The organism is Cupriavidus basilensis, assembly GCF_008801925.2.
Classification (GTDB): domain Bacteria; phylum Pseudomonadota; class Gammaproteobacteria; order Burkholderiales; family Burkholderiaceae; genus Cupriavidus; species Cupriavidus basilensis.
The window spans coordinates 1,027,570-1,048,168 of the sequence record NZ_CP062804.1 but is presented as its reverse complement, the minus strand read 5'-3'; the positions used below and the strand labels follow the sequence as shown (position 1 = coordinate 1,048,168).

The window sequence follows — 20,599 nt, the reverse complement described above, 5'->3', positions numbered from 1 at the left end:
ACGACAACACAGCGCTTCATGCCACCAATGCGATCAGGCCGGAAGTCAGTAGCAAACCGCTCACGATGTGCTCGAGCCCGCGCGCGGGTAGCCTCTTGCATAGCCGCTCCCCGGCAAAGACGCCAAGGGCGAACATCGGCACAAGCAGCGCTGTCGAATAGAGCTGTGATGCGTGAACCTGACGCTCGACCACAAACAAGGCAACCACGCCGACATACAGCACCGCGAAATACGCGAGGAGATTCGCGCGCAGTGCTGCGCCCTGCCCGATGCCATTGAGATAGTAGACGATCGGCGGACCGCCGATGCCACCCAATACAGTCAGCGCGCCGCTGATGGCGCCGGCGGTAAAGGTCGGGCGCCAGCCGCTATCGTGAAGCCAGCGCCAGCCCCTGATATGCATCAACGTGGACAGCAGGACTGCGACCGCGACGATCCGACGCAGATCGACCCCGCTCTCGCTCACCAACCAACGCGTGGTCACGGCGGCGCAGCCCGTCGCGATCAGCGCAAGCGGGATCACAGTGCGCCAGCGCGCCGCGCTAGCCCAATTGCGCACGCCCTGCAGCGAGGTCGCTAAATGTATCAGCACGATCAGGACGCCGACCTCGGGGGCGGGGATCAGCAAGCCGAACAAGGGGGCCATGACAAGCGCACCGCCAAATCCGGTCATGCCTTTAGCCAGACCGGCCACCATGCAGATCAATGCAAGACATCCCAGTACGAAAGGGGAATCGACAAAACTCATGTGTCGCTTTATTCGCGGTAGACAAGAAAACATGAAGGCAAGATCGATCGCTACCGTGCACGCAAGACGACATACCTCCTGGAAGAGGGCCAGCATATTCGCAACAATCATGACGCACGTATAGAGCCAGAGGCGTCATATCGATGGTGCCAGAGGACTTTTACAAGAGAGCGCCATGCAGCGTCGCGTTGCCGGGGCCATCGCATTGGCGCGCCCCGGGATTTCCTTTCCCTGGCTTCGGCAGATCAGCCGCCCGGACACAAACGCGGTGACCAGCTACCGCGTGCCTGTCGCATGAACCACGGCAGCCGCGTTGCCAAGGGTGCGCAATGTGAATACGCTTATCTGGCGTGCATTCTGCAGCGACCGTCTTTCAGGCGGCCCTGAAGCGCGCCGCCGGCACGCTGCGCGACAGGTTCGGTCCCAGCGCCGCGCGGGCAGCCTCGAAGGCGTGCCAGTCCGCCGCGTCCGGCAACGACGGCAGCGTCACCACCTCCCCCAGGTCCAGCCCGGACAGGGCCGCGTCAACCAGGTCGTCCGCGCTCATCACCCAGTCCTGCGGCAAACTCTCCACCGCCCGGCCGGCGACATCCCAGAACTCCGTACGGATCGCACCGGGCAGCACGGCCTGCACGCGCACGCCCTTGTCCGCCAGTTCATGCTGCAGCGATTGCGTAAAGGCCAGCACGAAGGCCTTCGACCCGCCGTAGACGCCGTTGAGCAGTTCCGGGGCGACCGCCACGATCGAGGCAATGTTGATGATCGTCCCCTTGCCGCGCGCCACCAGGCCGTGCGCGGCGGCGTAGGTCAGCCGGGTCAGCGCGGTGACATTGAGCGCGATCATCGCGGCCATCTTGTCGGCATCGGACTGGAGCAGCGGCCCCGCCGCGCCGATGCCCGCGTTGTTGACCAGCATGGTGATGCTGGCGTCGGTGCGCAGCAGTGTCTCCAGGCGGCGGACATCGGCATCGGCGCCGAGATCCGCGGTCACGATCTCCACCGAGCGTCCCGTCTCGCTGGTCAGGCGTTCTGCCAGCGTGGCCAGCCTGTCGCGGTTGCGGGCGACCACGATCAGGTCGTAGCCGCGCCGGGCGAGCCGGTCCGCGTAGACGGCGCCGATCCCTGAAGACGCGCCGGTAATCACGGCGGTGCCTTGATGCGGATGGATTCCCGAGGTTGCTGTCAATGCGGTCATGTTCTTTCTCCGATTTCGGTGCTGCCGGCCCGTTGCCGGCCACCACGGAACGAAGATTAGGTGCATACTCCGATGGCAACAATGTCATAGATGCCACCTTTTATGCCATCTGTGGGAGCTCCTTATGCTGCATGTCGGAATCGTCCTTTATCCCGGCTTCCAGGTCATGAACCTGGGCGTCACCACAGTCCTTGAGTTCGCCAATCTCAACGCGGCCAAACCGCTCTACGCGGTCCACCTGCTGTCCGAGCAAGGCGGGCCGGTGCCAACCTCGGCAGGCTTCTGCGTCACCACGGAGGCATTCGATGACCGCGCGTTCGACACGCTGCTGGTGGTGGGCGACAACGATATCCAGCCGGCGTCACCCGGCCTGGTGGCCTTCCTGCAAAAGGCGGCGCCCGCCACGCGGCGCATCGGCGCCACCTGCACGGGCGCCTTCAACCTCGCCGAGGCTGGGCTGCTCGACGGCCGCCGGGCCACCACGCATTGGTTTTACGCCGCCCGGTTCCGGCGCACGTATCCCGCGGTCAGCGTCGAGGAGGACCGCATCTTCATCATCGACGGGCCGGTCTGGACCTCCGCCGGCATGACCGCCTGCATCGACCTGGCCCTGGCGCTGGTCGAGAAAGACGCCGGGGCCGAAGCCGCGCGCACGGTCGCGCGCAAGCTTGTTGTCTATCACCGCCGTGCCGGCGGGCAATCGCAGTTCTCGGCGCTGCTCGAGCTTGAGCCCAAGTCCGATCGCATCCAGTCCGCGCTCGCCTTTGCCCGTCAGAACCTGCACGCCGAATTGTCCGTCGATCAACTGGCGCAAGCGGCGCACCTCAGCCCGCGCCAGTTCAGCCGCTCTTTCCGTGAAGAAACGGGGCAAACCCCGGCCAAGGCGGTGGAGCACCTGCGCATCGAGGCCGCGCGGCTGATGATGGAGTCCGGGCGCCATCCGATCGATGTGGTGGCCAAGGAGACCGGCTTTGGCGACCGCGAGCGCATGCGGCGCGCGTTCCTGCGGGCGTTCGGGCAACCGCCGCAGGCGATCCGGCGCATGGCGCGCGGGGAGGACGAGCCGATGGAGGCTTGAGTGCTGGCGCCCCTATCGGACCGCCTCCCATCGGCCGGGCGGGGCGCTTACGCCGTGATGCGCGCCTGTGCCGCCTCGCGCCGCGCCACCAGGTCCAGCGCCACGTCGACGATCATGTCTTCCTGCCCGCCCACCATGCGGCGCTGGCCTAGTTCCACCAGGATATCCACGGTCTTCAGCGCATAGCGCCCGGCGGCTGCCTCCGCGTGGCGCAGGAAGCTGGAATAGACGCCCGCATAGCCCAGCGCTAGGGTCTCGCGGTCCACCCGCACCGGGCGGTCCTGCAGCGGCCGCACGATCTCGTCGGCGGCGTCCATCAGCGTGTAGAGATCGCAGCCGTGGTTCCACCCGAGCCGGCTGGCGGCGGCGATGAACACCTCCAGCGGCGCGTTGCCGGCGCCCGCACCCATGCCGGCCAAGCTGGCGTCGATGCGGTCGCAGCCTTCTTCCACCGCGACGATGGAGTTGGCCACGCCCAGGCTCAGGTTGTGGTGCGCATGCATGCCAGTCTGGGTCTGCGGCTTGAGCACGTCCTTGAAGGCGCGGAAGCGGTCGCGCACGTCGTTCATATTGAGCGCGCCGCCGGAATCCACCACGTAGACGGTCTCGGCGCCATAGCTCTCCATCAGCCTGGCCTGCTGCGCCAGCGCGGCGGGCGTGGTCATGTGGCTCATCATCAGGAAGCCCACCGTGTCCATGCCCAGGTTGCGCGCGTACTCGATATGCTGGCGCGAGACATCCGCCTCGGTACAGTGCGTGGCAACCCGCACCACGCGCGCGCCGGCATCGTACGCGGCGCGCAGGTCGTGCACGGTGCCTACGCCGGGCAGCAGCAAGGTGGCCACCTTGGCATGGCGGACGGTCTCTGCCGCCGCCGCGATCCACTCAAGGTCCGTATGCGCGCCGAACCCGTAGTTGAAGCTGGAGCCGGCGAGCCCGTCGCCATGCGCGACTTCGATCGAGTCCACCTTGGCGGCGTCCAGCGCCGCGGCGATGCGGCGCACGTCGGCCAGGCTGTATTGATGGCGGATGGCGTGGCTGCCGTCGCGCAGCGTGACATCCGAGATATAGAGTTTCTTCTGCGTGGCTTGCTGGGTCATGTCTTGTCTCCGTGCGCCCGCCGCTTACGCAGCCAGCCGTGTTTGCGCCAGGCGCTCGGCGCAGGCGAGCGCGGCGCTGGTCATGATGTCGAGGTTGCCGGCATAAGCCGGCAGGTAATGGGCGGCGCCCTCCACTTCGAGGAAGATCGAGGTCTTTAGCCCGCTCATCCGCCCCAGCCCCGGGATATTCAACGGCGCGCACGGATCGATGCGCTCGAACTGCACCCGCTGCTTGAGCCGGTAGCCAGGCACATAGGCCTGCACCGCCTTCGCCATGGCCTCCACGCTGGCCTCTATCGCCGCCTCGTCGGCGTCCTCGGACAGCGTGAACACCGTGTCGCGCATCATCAGTGGCGGCTCGGCCGGATTCAGCACGATGATGGCCTTGCCGCGCGCCGCGCCGCCCACCGAGCAGATCGCCTGGCTGGTGGTCTCGGTAAATTCGTCGATATTGGCACGCGTGCCCGGCCCGGCGGACTTGCTGGAGATCGAGGCCACGATCTCCGCGTAATGCACCTTGGCCACGCGAGACACCGCCGCCACCATCGGGATGGTGGCCTGGCCGCCGCAGGTGACCATATTGATATTGCTGGCGCCGAGCTGCTGGTCCAGGTTGACCACCGGCACCACGTACGGCCCGAGCGCGGCCGGGGTCAGGTCGATCACCTGGATGCCGTGCCGCTGCAGGATCTGGTTGTGATGCGCGTGGGCGCCGGCCGAGGTGGCGTCGAAGGCGATGCGGATATCGCCAAAGCCGGCCATCCTCACCAGGCCTTCGATGCCTTCGGCCGTGGTGGGCACGCCCAGCCGCGCGGCCCGGGCCAGGCCATCGGAAGCGGCGTCGATGCCGACCATCGCGCCCATCTCCAGATGCCGGCCGTGGCGCATGACCTTGATCATCAGGTCGGTGCCGATATTGCCCGAGCCGATGATGGCTACCTTGTGCTTGCCGCTTGTTCTCATGTCCATGCTGATTCTCCGTTGCCGCTTCAGCGGCCGAGCGCTTTCGCGGTCTTGCCCGCGATGCCGAATTGCGTATTGGGAACTTCGGTGATCATCACCCGCACCGACTCCACCGGCGCGCCGATCGATTCCACGGCGGCGTCGGTCAGCGCCTGGATCAGGCGGGCCTTCTGTTCATCGGTCCGGCCTTCGATCAAAAAGACTTGCATGATGGGCATGGTGTTTGTCCTGCTCAGTTCGGTTCTGGTTCGGTTCTGGTTCGGTTCTGGTTCGGTTCAAACGAAGCGCATCGACACCGTGCCCAGGTGCTGGTAGCGCACCGTGATGCTATCGCCGGCCGCCACCGCGATGGCCTCGGTCACGCCGCCGGTCATGATGAAGGTGCCCGCCGGCAGCTCGCGCCCACGCGCGCCAAGCATGTTCGCCAGCATGGCCACGCTGCTGGCCGGGTGGCCGAGCACGGCGGCGCCGGCGGCGGTGGCGACCACTTCGCCGTTCTTCTCCAGCACCACGCCAAGGTTCTTCAGGTCGATCCCCTCGGCGCTGCGATGCGTGCCGCCGACGACAAAGCGTGCCGACGACGTGTTGTCGGCGATCACGCTCTTGAGGTCGAAGCGGAAGTTCTCATAGCGCGAGTCGATCACCTCCACCGCCGGCAATACAAAATCGGTGGCGGCCAGCACGTCGCCGATATGGCAGCCCGGCCCCTTGAGCGGATGCTTGAGCACGAAGGCAATCTCGGCCTCCACCTTGGGATGGATCAGCGCTGCGGTGTCGATGGCGCCACCGTCCATGCAGGCGCCGTAGTCGGTCAGGAAGCCATAGACCGGATCGGTGACGCCCATCTGGCGCATCTTGGCAAACGAGGTCAGCCCCATCTTCAGGCCGGCAATGCGGGTGCCGCGCGCTTGCTTGCGCGCCCGGATCGCGTCCTGGATGGCGTAGGCATCATCCCAGTCCATATCGGGATGGGTGTCGGTAATCTTGCGCACCGGCTCGCGGTTGAGCTCGGCGTTTTCCAGATGCTCGGCGAGCTGCTGGATGGTGTCTTGGGTAAGGTGCATGGCGTAGTCCTGGGCTGCTGTATGGAATCCGATCAAATGAAGCGCACGCCGGCTGAGCCGATGCCGCCCAGGCTGATACGAAGCTGGTCACCGGCCCGGACAGGCACCATCGCGGCCAGCGAGCCAGACAGGATCACCTCGCCCTTTTTCAGCCCGATGCCAAGGCGCCCCAGCGTATTGGCCAGCCACGCCACGGCGTTGGCCGGGTGGCCGAGCGCCGCGGCGCCCGCGCCGGTGGCGACGATCTCGCCGTTTTTCTCCAGCGTCATGCCAACGGTGCCGAGGTCAAGGCCGCGCGGGTCCACGGCGGCGTCGCCCAGCACGAACACGCCGGACGATGCGTTGTCCGCCACGGTGTCCTGGATCCGGATCTTCCAGTCGCGGATGCGCGAGTCGACGATCTCGAAGCACGGCAGCACGTAGGCAGTGGCACGCAGCACATCGGCGTTGGTCACGCCGGGACCTTCCAGGTCTTCCTTGAGCACGAAGGCGATTTCCCCTTCGGCCTTGGGCGCGATCAGCGTATCGGCGGCAATGGCGGCGCCGTCGCCGTAGACCATGCCGGACAGCAGGTGCCCGAAGTCCGGCTGGCGCACGTCTAGCATGTCCATCACCACCCGGCTGGTCACGCCGATCTTCTTGCCGATCACGCGCTCGCCGGCGTCCAGGCGGTGCTGCACCATGGCCAGCTGGATACGGTAGGCGTCGTCAATGGACAGTTCGGGGTAGCGCTCGGTCAGCGGGGCGATGGCTTGGCGTTGATCCAGCGCCTGATGCAGGCGCGTGCCGATCTCAACAATGTCTTCGGTTCTCATGGCCTGCCTCAAAGTTTCACGCACACATTGCGCAGCTCGGTATAGAACTCCAGCGAATGCACCCCGCCCTCGCGGCCGATGCCGGATTGCTTGGCGCCGCCGAAGGCGGTGCGCAGGTCGCGCAGGAACCACGCGTTAATCCAGCAGATGCCCACCTCCAGCGCGCTGCCCATGCGGTGCGCGGTGCCCAGGTCGGACGTCCACACGGTGGCGGCCAGCCCGTAAGGCGTATCGTTGGCGAGGCGGATGGCTTCCTCCTCGGTATCGAACGGCGCGATATGGCAGCAAGGGCCGAAGATCTCCTCGCGGATCACCGCCGAGTCCTCCGGCAGGCCGGTCCAGATGGTGGGCTGCACCCAGGCGCCCTCGGCCAGCGCGCCGGGCATCTCGGGCACACCGCCGCCGGTGACCACGGTAGCGCCCGCATCCACCGCCTTGCGGTAGTAGGACAGCACCTTGTCGCGGTGCTCCAGCGACACCAGCGGGCCCATGTTGACGCCCTCGTCATTCGGCCTGCCAATGCGCAGGGCCTCGGCCCTGGCCTTGAGCGCCGCGACGAAACGCGCGAAGATGGGCCGCTGCACGTAGACGCGCTCGGTGCCCAGGCAAACCTGGCCGCTGTTCTCGAAGGCCGAGCGGGTGATGCCGGCCACTGCCTTGTCGAAATCCGCGTCGGCGAACACGATGCCGGCATTCTTGCCGCCCAGCTCGAACGACACCGGGCGCACGCCATTGGCGGCCGCCTTCATGATGGCCTCGCCAGTACGGGTCTCGCCGGTGAAAGTGATGCCGTTCACATCCGGGTGCGCGGTCAGGAAAGCACCGGCGGAATCCGGGCCGAAACCATGGACCACGTTGTAGACGCCCGGCGGCACGCCAGCCTCGTTCATGACCTCCCCGAGCAGCGTGGCGGTCGCGGGCGTTTCCTCGGATGGCTTGACCACCACCGTGTTGCCGCACGCCAGCGCCGGGCCGACCTTCCATGTCATCAGCAGCAGCGGCAGGTTCCACGGGCACACCACGCCGATCACGCCACGCGGCGAGCGCACCGCGTAATTGATGGCCTCGCCGCCATCCGGCGTGGCCATGGCGAAGCTCTCTGCCGGCACGTTCTTGATCAGGTCGGCGAACACCTTGAAGTTGGCGGCGCCGCGCGGGATGTCGATGTGGCTGGCAAGCGAGTGCGGCTTGCCGGTGTCGGCAATCTCGGCTTGCAGGAAGTCGTCGAAGCGGCGGTTGATGCCGTCGGCCACCGCGTGCAATATCTCGACGCGCCGCGCCACGGTCATCTTGCCCCACGGGCCCTTCAGCGCTTGCTTTGCCGCCGCGACGGCGGCATCGACCTCGGCCTGGCCGGCTTCGTGCACACGGGCGATCAGGCTGTTGTCGACCGGGTTGCGGTCATCGAACTGGCGGTTGGTGGCCACCCATTCGCCGTTGATGAAGTTCTTGAACTCTTTCATGTTGTCTCGCTTGGTGCGGCAGGGTGCGCCGCTTTGCCTTGCTACCTATCGTCTTTCGTATTGCTCCCCTCTCCCACGCAGTGGGAGAGGGACGGGGATCAGGTCAGTACATTCAGGAACGCGTCGTTCAGCTTGCGGTCGTGATAGAAGATCGCCCGGCCCAGCTCGTTGTCCGTCCATGTGATGGTCGGCTTGTCCGGATAGTGGATATAGCCGCCAGAAAAGACCTCGTTCCGGTTGCCCGAAGGATCGAAGAAATAGATCGTCGCGCCGCGTGTAATGCCATGCCGCGTCGGCCCGATATCGAGCGACACGTCCTTCTTGGAGATAATGTCCGCGGCCTTCAGCACTTCGCCCCAGTTGTCCAGGTTGAACGAGGCGTGATGGAACTTGTTCTTCTCCGCATGCCGGATGAAGGCGATGTCATGCGCCTTGTTGGAGCACGTCAGGAAGGCGCCGATCATCATCTTGTCGGGGCCGGCGACCACCTCCTCGGCCAGCGTGAAGCCGAGCACGTCGCGAAACAGCTTGACCGTGCCATCCAGGTCATCGCCGTACAGCAGGCAATGATCGAAGCGGCTGGGCGCCATGCCGCGCAGGTCGTCCGGCCACGGGTCGGGGTTGCTGTCGCCGGTCAGGCAGCCCAGCTTGTCCTTGTCGGCGAAGAGTTCGATGGCATGTCCCGTGGGAATGGTGAAGCGAAAGCGCACGCCGGTGCGCGGATGCTCGCCGGCGGGAATCCACTGGCAGTCCGAAGCGAGTCCGGACTGCTCCACCTCCTGGGCCAGCCGCTCCAGCGTGCGGCCGCTATCCACGCGAAAGCCCATGTAGTCCATGCCCGGGCTGTCGGCCTCGCGCAAGACCACACTGTGGTGATCGTGCTCGTCCCAGGCCTTCAGGTAGACGCGGCCCTTGTCGTCGCGCGCGGTTTCGATCAGCCCGAGAACCTCGGTGTAGTGCTTGAGCGCCGGTTCGAGTTCCAGCACGCGCAGTGCCACGTGCCCCGGGCGCAATACGCCTGTCAATGCCATGACTGTCTCCTTGATGATGGGGTTATTGGTCCATCTTGTATTGCTGCATTTATTGCTGCATTTATTGCTGCTTGTTCAACTACGCTTGCGCTGCGTCCTGCCGCGCCCGCTGCTTGTCCAGGCAGCGCTGCAGCAACGCCACCGGCTGCAGCCGGATATCGCTGTCGGGGAAGGTCTTGCAGGCGAGCACAAACCCACTCCCCTCCTCCGCCTCCGACAGGCAGGCGCGGCTCATCTTGCCGGTGTGGTAGCGGCCAGCCTCGATGCGCACCTTGCACACCCCGCAGCCACCGCCCCGGCAACCCGCGGGAATGCCACGCTTGCCCAGGGCTTCCATGGCGCGCAGCAGGTTCTGCTCCGGCGCGCAGGGGTAGCACTGGCCGCTTCCCGCGATCTCGACGGTATGCATGCCGCGCCCTCCATCAGATCTTGAACAGCGGGCTGCGCGCGCTGTTCTGTGCGTCGCCGGCCGAGATGAACTTCTCGGTGTGGATGTCCTCCTCGAACAGCCGGCCCTGCATCAACGTGCGGATGCAGGCTTCGATCATCGGCGGCGGGCCGCACAGATAGGCCTTGTGTCCCCGGAAGTCGGCGGTCGCGCCATTGGCGTAAAGGCCGTGCAGGACGTCATGCACATAGCCGCGCGCGCCGTCCCAGCCGCTGTCCGCCGGTTCGTCGGAGAGCGCGGGCACATAGCGGAAGTTGGGGTGCGCGCCGGCCAGTGCACGGAACGCCTCGTCGTAGTACAGCTCCGTGCGGTTGCGCGCGCCTTGCACCAGCGTGATCGGCAGGGTCTCGCCGGCGGCCAGCATGTCCAGGATCATGGCGCGCGGGCTGGACAAGCCCGAGCCGCCCGCCAGGAACAGCATCGGCTTTTGCGCTGACTTGCGCACGAAGAAGCGGCCGTAAGGCGCGGAAAACCCGAGTTCGTCACCCACCGACAACTGATCGTGCAGGTAGCCGGTAGCCTGCCCGCCTTCCACCCGCCGCACATGCAGCTCCACCAGGTCATCGCCGGGACGGTTGGCCAGCGAGAACGCACGCGGCTGGTCGCAGCCCGGCACGCGCAGGTTGAGGTACTGGCCGGCCTGGAAGGCAGCCGCGGCGCCCCCCTTCACGCGCAGCCAGATGCCGCGGATGGTGGGGGTCAGCGCGCGGGCCTCCACCACCTCGGCACGATAGTCAGCCAGCGGCAGGCCGAGCGAGTCGGCGTCTTCCTCGATATCGGCCTCGATCACCATGTCGGACTGCGCGGTGGCGCAGCAGGCCAGGCACTGCCCGCTGTCGCGCTCGAAGTCCATCAGCGCGAAGTTGGAGGCCTCTCCATGCTCGAATTCGCCCTCCACCACCTGCACCTTGCAGGTGGCGCACAGCCCGTGGCAGCAGGCGTGCGGCAGCCACACGCCGTTGCGCAGGCAAGCATCCAGCACGGTCTGGCCCGGCGCGATGGGGATGGTCTGCCCGATCGGTTCAATGGTCAGGGAATACATCTTGTGTCTCCTACCTTAGCTGCCACTGTTAGCTGCCACTGCCGCCAATGCCATCCAGCCCCGGTGTGCGGAACCGGATCACCGCCTTGTGGCCCAGGCCGTTCTCTTCCAGCGTGCGGTCAAGGTCCGGCTGCCAGGGCTCGCCGCCGCGCAGCCACGCCACGCGGCTCCAGTCGATGCGGGCAAAGTCGGGGTGATAGCCGTAGACGCCCGGCAGCACGTTCTCCACGACATCGCGCAGGCGCATCGACGGCGGCAAGGGAAGGCAATGCGGCGCACAAAACAGCAGGTGGCGGTCCCAGCCGATATAGAGCAGGCGGTTGCCGTGGAACACCGCTTCGCGGTCGGCGGGCTCGAACGCGTAGGGGCCAATGGATACGACGGACATGGTGGTCTCCTTATCTCTTGTATGCCGGCCGCTCAGGCGGCCGTGCCAGGCACGCCCTTCCAGGCGTTCCAGTTCTTCTGATCCTGCGAACCTTCGAAATCCAGGTTGTCCGCGCCAGGGTTGATGCGGTACCACTTGAGCACGTCGTCCAGCGATCCACCGCCGCAGTTGCCCTGGTAGATCTGGTGCACGGGCAACCATGCCTGCGCGTACTTCTGCGGCTCACCATCGAAGATGTCCTTGCAGCCGTCCGAGCAGAAGTGGAACCGCATGCCGTGGTAGCTGCTCTCCCGGTAGCAGGTCTGGGTGGGGTCGTCGGGCTCCGAGAACACCATCGGGATCTGGCAGGTCTGGCACAGCATCGGCAGCGTGGCGTTGTAGAAGCGCTCGCCTTGCTGCTGGCGTTCCTGCCAGTAGTCGAGGCGCGGCTTGTAGTAGCGCGCGAAGGTGTCGGGATATTTCTCCGTCAGCCAGGCCATCTCGTCCTGCTTGGGCACCCAGGTATGGAAGCCGGCCGCGGCGGCGTAGTTGTAGAAGGTGCCCCAGGCCTCGTGGGTGATGCGGTCCTTGGTCTTGGTGGCCACCTCGTGGTACTTGGGCATGCGCAGGCCGTAGCGCTCCAGGTCCTTGAACAGCGCGCCGCCGGCCTGCTCGAAGTACATCTCCCAGGCTTCCGCCCACGACATCACGCGCTTGGGCAGCATGTAGTCCATCATCATGCCGACCAGCGTAAGCAGGCGAAAGCCGCGCCAGAACCATTTGTCCAGCCACTTCTGCAGGATGGGGATATTGTCCGGGTCCTGCTGGCACAGGAACTTCACCACTTCCAGGCCCAGCGTCATATGACGCGATTCGTCGGACTGTGCCGAGAAGCCGAAGGTCACCGTGGCCATGTCGCCGTTGTAGGCCGCACCCGACATGAAGGGCATGAACAGCAGGTTGGTCAGCACATACTCGAAGGAGAACGAGATCGCGGTGATGAACTCGAACGGCCCCGCGCTCATGGCGTCTTCGAAATAGGACTTGGGCACGGACAGGTACCAGACCCGGTCGTGCATGTGCTGCCATTCGCCGAAGCCGTTGAAGTACTTGTTGTAGACCGACAGCGTGTGCATCTGGGTCTGGGCGTGGCGCAGCTCGTCGATCGACTGCATCTGCGCCGCCACCCGCGCGCCGGCGCCGCGAAAGTGCCGCCCGAGGTGGGCATAGCCGCGGTGCGCCGCGTACTCCAGCGGCGTCACGCCGGTCAGGAACAGGCGCAGCGCGTTCAGGTAGCGCGGGTCCGAGACGTTGAGGTGGCCGTTGTTCTGCACGAACGAATCGATGATCGCGTACAGCTTGCGCTCCTTCTCCGACTGGTATTTCCAGTAGGCGTCCATGGTCATGCGGAACGGGTCTTCCCATTTGTCCCAGTCGTGGATCTTGATGCCTTCGTACTTGTCGTAGGGAAAGACCTTGTCCATCGGCTCGTAGGTGGTTTCCCAGCCGAGGTCGCGCGTCATCGTCGCGTATTTTTCCCGCAGGTTCAGCTTCTTGCGTGCGTCCATGATGTTTTGTCTCCGTTTGTCTTTGCGGTGGGCGGGCCGCCTCAGGCGTTCCAGTGCAGGGTGAAGGCGTCGTCGTCTTCGTCGATGTTGCCCGACAGCGAAATCAGGTTCAGGTGAATCTCCTGCAGGTCCCAGTCGCGCCCGAGTTTGTCGGAGACCAGTTCGCGCAGGATGGTCAGGTGTCCCGGCGCGTCGATCTTCACCATGGCGGGAAACTGCGACACCACCGCGTGCGGGTTGGCCTCGGTGATGGCCTCGATGATGGGACGGGTGTCGTCGTTGCTCTGCAGCGCGATATAGACGTTGGCGGTCATGGCGGTTTCCTCAGGCGGCAAGGCCAAGCTTGTTAAGACGCACGTCGAACTGTTCCACGCACAGCGCCACCACCTGCTCGCCGCCCTCGCCCAGCAAGGTGTTGGCCACTGGCACCAGCGCCTCGGCCACCTGCGCGCGCGCGGCGCGGGCCCAGCCGGACAGCAGCATGCGATTGGCATCGGACTCTGCCGCGGCGGTCTGGATCACCGCGTCGACCCAGCGTGCGTGCTCCTCGCGCCAGTCGTTCATGAACTCGGTCAGCACCGCCAGCCCGGTGCCGCAGGCGCGCACGATGGCCGCGTCGGCGTGCTGGTACACCAGCGGATACAGCAGCCCGTCGAGCACCAGGTTCTGGGTAACGAAGGTCTCGAACCAGTCCTCGATCACAAAGCTGCGCTCGACCAGCCGGCGCATCGGCTGCCACGCCGCGCTCTCCATCCAGGCCACCTTGGCGCGCTCCAGCGCCACGCCGGTGTTGCCATCAAGCAGCATGCCGATGCGCGACAGGTACTGGGCAATGCCGAGGCGATCCATCGCGCAGTAGGTGCAGGCCTGGGTGATGGCCGTGCCCCAGCCGTAGTCGGCGCAATAGAAGTTGTTCATGTTGGCGCCCCACTCCACATGGCGCAGCGGCAGCAGGCCGTCGGCCAGGCGGTCCTGCCATTCGGCGGGCAACGCCTGCAGCAAGCCGCGCTTTTCCACGAAGGCGAAGCTCTTCTCGGTGGCGTCCTGCTGGCGGCCGCGCGCCGTCACGTAGGCGCCGTAGAAGTACTGGCGCGGGTCCTTGAGCGCGTACCAGTCCGCCATCACGATCGCGGTGCGGCGCTTGTCGTAGATCTCGTGTTGCGAGTCCCACGTCGGGCGGTAGTGGAAATTCACTTCCGACTGCACGTCGTAGGTGGCCTCCTGGTAGCGCGAGGCGGGCTTGTCGCCAAAGCGGCGCGCCACATGGCCATAGGTCTGGCGCAGCGGCTGGATCTGCTGGGTCTTGATATCGACTTGCATCGCTTGGTCTCCTGGGTCTTGCTGTTTTTATGTGGGTGGTTCAGTGCGTGGTTCGGTGCGTGGTTGGGTGCGTGGCGGCTGGCCGAGCTCAGTCGTCCTGATCGGGCGCGGGGATCTCCGGCGGCAGGAAGCGCACGTGGTTGACGCTGCAGAAGGCCTCGAACATCGGCTCGGGCATGATCAGCTCGACATTGAGTTCGGGGTCCGCCACGCTGAACGCGAACTGCACGAAGCCCTCGGGCGTGCGGCCATCAACGCGGACGAACCGGGGCGAGGCTTCAAACAAGGGGACCGACTGGTTGATCATGGCGCTGCTCCTTCGCATGGGCGGTATGGCCTCTATTGCGAAGAGCGTGCCAGCTGGCGCAAACGACGGCACCACAAGGCGCGTCGGGATTCGGGCCGCGCCGGATTTCGCGTTTACCCGGAATGGCGCATGCGCCGCGGCTCAATCAATTGATCAAGTGCGAGATGGCATTTGATCAAATGATGAAAAGCCGCGCCGGGTGGCGGTTTGCGGGGAGCAATGTGTGACTTCGCAAGGCTGCGGCGTCGCAACAAGGAAGGGGGTTAGAGGAAGGAGGGGGAAGGCATTGCGGGCGCATGCGGCGCAACAAGCGGGGAGTTACTGGATTGGGGGGATTGGTGGATGGATCAAATGATTAAATGGGTCATTGGGGGTGGGTGGCGGTGATTGTTTGAACGGTGTTGGCGTTTGCACCCAACCGCCCTGCTGGGGGCATCGCTGTTTGTTTTATCGGCGTTGGTTTTTGCACCCAAGGGCCATACGACATCCCCCTGCGGGGGCTGCCGGTCACTCTTCTTTGCGTCGGTGTATAGACCGGGGACATGGGTGACACATGTGCGAGGACATGGTTGACACATTTTAAGCGGCATTCGGGTCGTTTAGGTCGATGCTTCCGAAGCGATGATGTGCGAAGTAAAGGGCGTATTTGCCGCTGTGTCTGGCGTCAGGCCGCAGCGCCACGTGCAGCTTGGCTAGGGCATTCGAAACCTTGAAGCGACGTCCCTGGAAACAGAGCTCGCCGTGCCATTTGACCTGCACTACGGTGTCGTCAGGGCCGTATTCGATGGGCGGCAACTGCTCCGGATATGGCCTCGGGCTGGGCCGATACCGCGTGACGGGCGTCGCCAGGCCAAGGGCTTCGTGAGGTCGCTGCTGGTTGTAGACATCGCGCCAGCGATCGAATGCGCGCTGCGCATAACGGCAGGAAGCAAAGTCGTTGCCGGTGAGCACCTCGGCCTTAAAGGTGCGGTGGAACCGCTCATCCTTGCCATTGGTTTGTGGGTGCGCGGGGCGGCTATGGCTCAGGCGTACGCCCAGGCGAATCAACCAGATCGCCAGGGCCGTGAGCTGGCCGGGTTGGGAAGGGCTGCCCCAGGGCGCACCGTTGTCGGCGTTGATGCGCAGCGGCAGCCCATAACGACGGAAAGCCTCGCGCAGATGGCGCTGCACCACTGCAGTCTGGGTTCTGGTGCAGGCCGTGAGCAGGATATTGAAGCGGGAATGGTCGTCCAGCACTGTCAGCGGGTAACACGGCACGCCGTCTCGGGTGGCAAACCAGCCTTTGTAGTCCATTTGCCAGAGATGGTTGGGCTCGGGATGCTCGAAACGCTGCCATGCCACCGATTTGGCGGAGGCCTCCGGGGTAATTAGCCCGTGGCGATGCAGGATCGAGGTGACAGTGCTGGGAGCCGGCGCCTCGGTATGCCCCAGGTCCTGCAAGCGGCGGCTGATCTTGCGCCCGCCCCAGGCAGGATGCTGCTGGCGAAGCGCGATCACGGCCTGTTCAAGGTCGGCGTGGGTCTGTTCCGGGCTGCGACTGGGCCGCCGAGAGCGGTCGACCAGACCGGCCTCGCCTTGCTCGGCATAGCGCGCGAGCCATTTGTAGGCGGTCTGGGGACTGATGCTGAAACGCCGGCATAACTCGCGGCGATTGCTGCCCTCTTGCTGGGCCAGAAGGATGAATTCTTGACGAAGGCTCATGGTGTCGCGCGTGCTCCAAGGCATGGTCGGATTCCGGGCAGATTCATTGCCCGAAAGTGTCAACCATGTCCTCGCACACCCGTCACCTATGTCCCCGGTCTATACACCGACGCAAAGAAGAGTGACCGGCAGCCCCCGCAGGGGGATGTCGTATGGCCTTTGGGTGCAATAACCATCGCCGCTAAAAGAAACAGCGAAAGCCCCAAAACAGCGACCACCGCCACCAAATCCCCCTTACCCCCTTACCCCCTCGTCTTCCACCGATACGCCAACTGCGGCCGCGTAATCCCCAGCAACCGCGCCGCCTGGCTCATATTGCCATTAGCGCGTTGCATGGCTGCCTCCATCAACACCGTCTCCACATCGCCCAGCGCGAGCTGCTGCTCAGCCATATGATCAAGTAAGCCATGCACGGCGGCCTCCCGCAGTTCGGGCAAGGTGCCCTTGACGCCAAGGCGCGGCGCGGTATCCATGCCAGGCGGCGCGCTGGTCGGCAGGAACAGGTGGTCCGCTGATATCTGCCCGCCATTGCTGGCCAGGATCACGCCGCGCTCGATGACGTTCTCCAGTTCCCGCACATTGCCCGGCCAGTCGTAGCGGCGCAGCTCGGCCAGCGCGCGGTCGGTGATGCCGACGATCTTCTTGCCGTGGCGCGCGCCGTAGCGGGCCACGAAGCGTTCCACCAGCAGGCGGATATCGTCGAGCCGCTCGCGCAGCGGCGGAATGGTGACGGGGTAGACGTTGAGCCGGTAATACAAGTCCTTGCGGAAGGTGCCCTGCTTCACGGCTTCGGCCAGGTCCACGTTGGTGGCTGCCACCAGCCGTACATCCACCTTGCGCGGCTCGGTGCCGCCCACGCGCTCTACTTCGCCCTCCTGCAGCACGCGCAGCAGCTTGGACTGCGCCGACGCCGACAACTCGCCCAGCTCATCCAGGAACAGGGTGCCGCCATGCGCCCGCTCGAAGCGGCCCGGGCGCGACTGGTGCGCGCCCGTGAAGGCGCCCTTCTCCACGCCGAAAAGTTCGGCCTCGATCAGCTCATCGGGAATCGCGGCGCAATTGACCGCGATGAAGGGCTTGTCGGCCCGGGCGCTCACGCCGTGCAGCGCTTGCGCAAAGCGCTCCTTGCCAACACCGGTCTCGCCCAGCAGCAGCACCGTGACACTGCTCCCGGCGGCGCGCTGCAGCAGGCCCCAGGCAGCGCGGAACTCGGGCGAGCTGCCCACCAGGTCGGCTGGCTTGTCGGTGCTGCGCTGCAAGGCGCGCAGGTGCTCGACCTCGCTTTGCAACTCCAGGATGGTCTCGATCACCGGGTCGGGCTGGTAAAGCGCCAGCACTTCGGCGCCGTCCTCCCACGCCTCCAGCGGCTTGCCGACGATGCGGCAGTGATCAGAGCCGCAGGCAATGCACTCGACCTCGCGGTAGAGGATGGTGCGGCCCATCAGGGCCGAGGTGTAGCCGGTGGCGTAGCCGATCTGCATCCAGCAGGCAGGCGCGTCGACGATACCGAACAACTGCCGGTGCACGTCGCCTTCGAAGGAGTCCTCCCACAGGAATTCGCCGTCGTAGATGCCCGCGGCGATGTCGATGTTCACCTTGACCGGCGTCACCCGCACCACGCCTTCGATGGTGTGCAGGCAGGGCCCGATCTCGAGCAGGCCAAAGTCGCTGTCGCCCGGGCGCAGCTTCTTGGCCAGCTCCGCGTCGCGCATGCCGGAATGAAAGCCCATGCGCATGAACAAGCCGCGCGCGCGCTCCATGCCTAGGGTATCCACCAATTCCTTGCGCAAGGCGCCCAGCGCAGCGGTATGAATCAGGATCATGCGCTGCTCGTCCAGCCAGATGGAGCCCTCCTCCATGGCAAAGCGCAGACGCCGCGCGAGATGGGCCAGGCCATCGCGCATGGTGGCCGAAAACTTGTCGGTTGAACTGCTCATTGTCTCCTCTCTTGGCGGCCAGGACACCGTCGGCGCGCGTGCTTTTCCTGGCACTGCATGCACATTATGTGCCATCCGCGCCCGCCAGCCCCACGTGTGCCTGTCATGCCGGCGCAATGTCGCCTATCCTTTCCTTGACAGCGATCTCCGCTTTAATGCACTGCACCACAGCCCATGGAAAAAACCGCATTTGTCTTTGCCGGCGGCGGCAGCCTCGGCGCCATCGAGGCCGGCATGCTGCGCGAGCTGGTGGCGTGGGGTGTCAAACCCGACATGGTGATCGGCGCCTCGGCCGGCGCCATCAACGGCGCCTACTACGCCTGCAACCCGCATGTGGCCGGCACCAGCCAGCTCGAGACGCTCTGGCGCGGCTTGCGCCGGGCCGAGGTGATGCCGTGGTCGTGGCGCAGCCTGTTTGGCATGCTGCGCGGGCAGCGCGCCCACCTGGTCGACTCCGCCGCGCTGCAGCGCCTGCTGTCGCGCCACTTTGGCGATATGGCAATGGAGCGTGCCGAGGTGCCGCTGTACGTGGTGGCCACCGACATGGCCACCGGCGCGGAGGTGGTGCTGTCCTCCGGCAGCCTGGTCCAGTCGGTGCTGGCGAGTGCGGCCATCCCCGGCGTGTTTCCGCCGGTGTCGCTGGGCGGGCGGCAACTGATCGACGGCGGCGTGGCCAACAACACGCCGGTGTCGACCGCCATCCGCCTGGGCGCCACGCGCGTGGTCGTGCTGCCGGCAGGTTTTGCCTGCGCGCGGCGGCGCGAGCCGCGCGGCCCCATCGACCATGCCTTCAACGCGCTGTCGCTGCTGGTGGCGCGCCAGCTGGTGCAGGACCTGGAGCGCTGGGCCGATCACGCGCACATCTCGGTCGTCCCGCCACTGTGCCCGCTCGACGTCTCCCCCTACGACTACACCCAGTGCGGCACGCTGATCGACCGCGCCGCCGCGGCCACGCTGGCCTGGCTCAACGCCGACGGGCTCAGCAGCCGGCACATCCCCGGCGCGCTGTCCCCGCATTCGCATGACGAAGCCAACCCGAGCTGCGACTTCGATCCGCACCAGGCGCACCCGGCGCACCCGGGGCATCCCGCACAAGGGTCCGGCCACACGCACGCTTCCGCCCCGCAGTAAGCCGGCTTTGGCATTGGCGAATTGCGTGGCCGGCCAATCCGGCGAATGATGCGGGATCTCAATCCTCCGGGTGGCAAGCACATGAGCGCAATTCTCGACGGCATCAAGGTACTCGACCTGACGCGGGTGGTAGCCGGCCCATGGGCCACGCAAAACCTGGCCGACATGGGTGCCACGGTCTACAAGATCGAGAAGCCCGGCGACGGCGACGACACTCGCAAGATGGGCCCGTTCCTGACCGACGCGCAGGGCGCGGCCACCAACGACTCCGCCTTCTACCTGGCCTGCAACCGCGGCAAGCAGTCGCTCACCATCGATATCTCCCAGCCCGAGGGCGCCGAGCTGGTACGCCAGCTGGCCGCCCGCTGCGATGTGGTGGTGGAAAACTACAAGGCTGGCAGCCTGAAGAAATACGGCCTGGACTACGAGTCCATCCGCGCGGTACGCCCCGATGTGATCTATTGCTCGGTCACCGGCTTCGGCCCCGATGGCCCCTACGCGGCCCGCCCGGCCTACGACTTCATCCTGCAAGGCATGGCCGGACTGATGAGCACCTGCGGCCAGCCGGACGGCAGCCCCGGCGGCGAGCCGATGCGCACCGCCATTCCCATCACCGACATCCTCACTGGCCTGTACGCCACCGTCTCCCTGCTAGGCGCGCTCTACCACCGCCAGGCCACCGGCGAAGGCCAGTACATCGACGCCGCCATGCTCGATGCCTCGGTCGCCGTCAATGGCCACCTGGCGCTGGGCTACCAGATGACCGGCAAGCTGCCCCGGCGCGCCGGCAACAGCAATCCCGTGGCCGCGCCCTCCGAGGTCTTTGCCTGCCGCGACGGCCACCTGATCATTGCCTCCGGCAACAACGGCCAGTTTGCCGCGCTGTGCAAACTGCTCGGCATGCCCGAGCTCGCGTCCGATCCGCGTTACATGCAGAACGCCAACCGGGTTGCCAACCGCGATACGCTGCGCGAGACGATTGCCGAGCGAGTGGCCACCTGGAACGCCGCAGACCTGCTCGCGTCGCTGGAACGCGCCGGCGTGCCGGGCGGCCCGATCAACGAGCTCGACGAAGTGTTCGAGGATGCGCAGGTGAAGCATCGGGGCTTGCTGGTGCAACTGCCGCACGGGCGCGGCGTGGATGTGCCGAGCCTGCGCAGCCCGATGCGGTTCTCGGCCACGCCCGTGGCGATGCGCTGCCCGCCGATGCTGGGCGAGCACACGGATGCGGCCCTGCGGGCGGAACTGGGCTTGAGCGACGGGGACGTCGCGGGCTTGAGGGAGCGGGGAATCCTGTAGTTGGCCATTCGGTTGGCCATTC

Annotated in this window: 21 protein-coding genes; 3 read left to right on the top strand and 18 right to left on the bottom strand. The window is 65.8% G+C overall.

All coding sequences use genetic code 11. The features are described 5' to 3' along the window. Positions 1 to 16 precede the first annotated feature (16 nt). Both F7R26_RS25590 and F7R26_RS25585 read right to left on the bottom strand, forming a co-directional pair. The gene (locus tag F7R26_RS25590) at positions 17 to 748 is read right to left on the bottom strand and encodes a sulfite exporter TauE/SafE family protein (protein ID WP_170301913.1); all 732 of its coding nucleotides are present in this window, start codon (positions 746 to 748) and stop codon (positions 17 to 19) included. Positions 749 to 1,121: 373 nt separating this feature from the next. Continuing rightward, on the bottom strand, positions 1,122 to 1,943 hold the full coding sequence (locus tag F7R26_RS25585) for an SDR family NAD(P)-dependent oxidoreductase (RefSeq protein ID WP_150987121.1): 822 nt from the start codon (positions 1,941 to 1,943) through the stop codon (positions 1,122 to 1,124). Positions 1,944 to 2,067: 124 nt separating this feature from the next. On the opposite strand from F7R26_RS25585, the gene F7R26_RS25580 reads away from it, so the two are divergent. Continuing rightward, positions 2,068 to 3,021: a GlxA family transcriptional regulator gene (locus F7R26_RS25580; RefSeq protein WP_150987119.1), complete on the top strand. Its 954-nt coding sequence runs from the start codon at positions 2,068 to 2,070 to the stop codon at positions 3,019 to 3,021. Positions 3,022 to 3,068: 47 nt separating this feature from the next. On the opposite strand, the gene dmpG is transcribed toward F7R26_RS25580, so the two are convergent. The 16 genes from dmpG to poxR all read right to left on the bottom strand — a co-directional run bounded on the left by dmpG (position 3,069) and on the right by poxR (position 18,147). Next, positions 3,069 to 4,121, bottom strand: coding sequence for a 4-hydroxy-2-oxovalerate aldolase (gene dmpG / locus F7R26_RS25575; RefSeq protein WP_150987117.1), 1,053 nt, complete (start codon positions 4,119 to 4,121; stop codon positions 3,069 to 3,071). Between the two features lie 24 nt (positions 4,122 to 4,145). Continuing rightward, positions 4,146 to 5,090 carry an acetaldehyde dehydrogenase (acetylating) gene (locus tag F7R26_RS25570; RefSeq protein WP_150987115.1) on the bottom strand — a complete coding sequence of 315 codons (945 nt, stop codon included), beginning with the start codon at positions 5,088 to 5,090 and terminating at the stop codon, positions 4,146 to 4,148. Between the two features lie 20 nt (positions 5,091 to 5,110). Further along, a complete protein-coding gene (locus F7R26_RS25565) occupies positions 5,111 to 5,302 on the bottom strand; it encodes a 2-hydroxymuconate tautomerase (protein WP_150987113.1) in 192 nt (63 codons plus the stop codon). 57 nt (positions 5,303 to 5,359) lie between these two features. Next, positions 5,360 to 6,148 (bottom strand): 2-oxo-3-hexenedioate decarboxylase, encoded by a 789-nt coding sequence (gene dmpH / locus F7R26_RS25560; protein ID WP_150987111.1) that lies wholly within the window; start codon positions 6,146 to 6,148, stop codon positions 5,360 to 5,362. Between the two features lie 32 nt (positions 6,149 to 6,180). Next, the gene (gene dmpE / locus F7R26_RS25555) at positions 6,181 to 6,963 is read right to left on the bottom strand and encodes a 2-oxopent-4-enoate hydratase (RefSeq protein WP_150987109.1); all 783 of its coding nucleotides are present in this window, start codon (positions 6,961 to 6,963) and stop codon (positions 6,181 to 6,183) included. 8 nt (positions 6,964 to 6,971) lie between these two features. Continuing rightward, positions 6,972 to 8,426, bottom strand: coding sequence for a 2-hydroxymuconic semialdehyde dehydrogenase (locus F7R26_RS25550; protein WP_150987107.1), 1,455 nt, complete (start codon positions 8,424 to 8,426; stop codon positions 6,972 to 6,974). 98 nt (positions 8,427 to 8,524) lie between these two features. Continuing rightward, on the bottom strand, positions 8,525 to 9,457 hold the full coding sequence (locus tag F7R26_RS25545; RefSeq protein ID WP_150987105.1) for a catechol 2,3-dioxygenase: 933 nt from the start codon (positions 9,455 to 9,457) through the stop codon (positions 8,525 to 8,527). 79 nt (positions 9,458 to 9,536) lie between these two features. Continuing rightward, a complete protein-coding gene (locus F7R26_RS25540; RefSeq protein ID WP_150987103.1) occupies positions 9,537 to 9,866 on the bottom strand; it encodes a 2Fe-2S iron-sulfur cluster binding domain-containing protein in 330 nt (109 codons plus the stop codon). 13 nt (positions 9,867 to 9,879) lie between these two features. Then, positions 9,880 to 10,947: an NADH:ubiquinone reductase (Na(+)-transporting) subunit F gene (locus tag F7R26_RS25535; protein ID WP_150987101.1), complete on the bottom strand. Its 1,068-nt coding sequence runs from the start codon at positions 10,945 to 10,947 to the stop codon at positions 9,880 to 9,882. A 28-nt stretch (positions 10,948 to 10,975) separates the two neighbouring features. Further along, entirely contained in the window at positions 10,976 to 11,335 is a 360-nt protein-coding gene (locus F7R26_RS25530; protein WP_150987099.1) for a phenol hydroxylase subunit P4, read from the bottom strand. 32 nt (positions 11,336 to 11,367) lie between these two features. Continuing rightward, positions 11,368 to 12,882, bottom strand: a complete 1,515-nt coding sequence (locus F7R26_RS25525; protein WP_150987097.1) for an aromatic/alkene/methane monooxygenase hydroxylase/oxygenase subunit alpha — start codon at positions 12,880 to 12,882, stop codon at positions 11,368 to 11,370. Between the two features lie 41 nt (positions 12,883 to 12,923). After that, the gene (locus F7R26_RS25520) at positions 12,924 to 13,196 is read right to left on the bottom strand and encodes an MmoB/DmpM family protein (protein WP_006158557.1); all 273 of its coding nucleotides are present in this window, start codon (positions 13,194 to 13,196) and stop codon (positions 12,924 to 12,926) included. A gap of 10 nt (positions 13,197 to 13,206) precedes the next feature. Then, positions 13,207 to 14,202, bottom strand: coding sequence for an aromatic/alkene monooxygenase hydroxylase subunit beta (locus F7R26_RS25515; protein ID WP_150987095.1), 996 nt, complete (start codon positions 14,200 to 14,202; stop codon positions 13,207 to 13,209). Positions 14,203 to 14,290: 88 nt separating this feature from the next. Then, a complete protein-coding gene (locus F7R26_RS25510; protein WP_150987093.1) occupies positions 14,291 to 14,509 on the bottom strand; it encodes a phenol hydroxylase subunit in 219 nt (72 codons plus the stop codon). Between the two features lie 579 nt (positions 14,510 to 15,088). Beyond that, positions 15,089 to 16,234, bottom strand: a complete 1,146-nt coding sequence (locus F7R26_RS25505; protein ID WP_193692081.1) for an IS481 family transposase — start codon at positions 16,232 to 16,234, stop codon at positions 15,089 to 15,091. A gap of 218 nt (positions 16,235 to 16,452) precedes the next feature. After that, complete coding sequence (gene poxR / locus F7R26_RS25500; RefSeq protein WP_193692246.1) at positions 16,453 to 18,147, bottom strand: phenol degradation transcriptional regulator PoxR; 1,695 nt, start codon at positions 18,145 to 18,147, stop codon at positions 16,453 to 16,455. Between the two features lie 174 nt (positions 18,148 to 18,321). Here poxR and F7R26_RS25495 point away from each other — a divergent pair, with 174 nt between their 5' ends. Both F7R26_RS25495 and F7R26_RS25490 read left to right on the top strand, forming a co-directional pair. Continuing rightward, positions 18,322 to 19,278 carry a patatin-like phospholipase family protein gene (locus F7R26_RS25495; RefSeq protein WP_150993129.1) on the top strand — a complete coding sequence of 319 codons (957 nt, stop codon included), beginning with the start codon at positions 18,322 to 18,324 and terminating at the stop codon, positions 19,276 to 19,278. A gap of 81 nt (positions 19,279 to 19,359) precedes the next feature. Beyond that, positions 19,360 to 20,577, top strand: a complete 1,218-nt coding sequence (locus tag F7R26_RS25490; protein WP_150993131.1) for a CaiB/BaiF CoA transferase family protein — start codon at positions 19,360 to 19,362, stop codon at positions 20,575 to 20,577. Positions 20,578 to 20,599 lie beyond the last annotated feature (22 nt).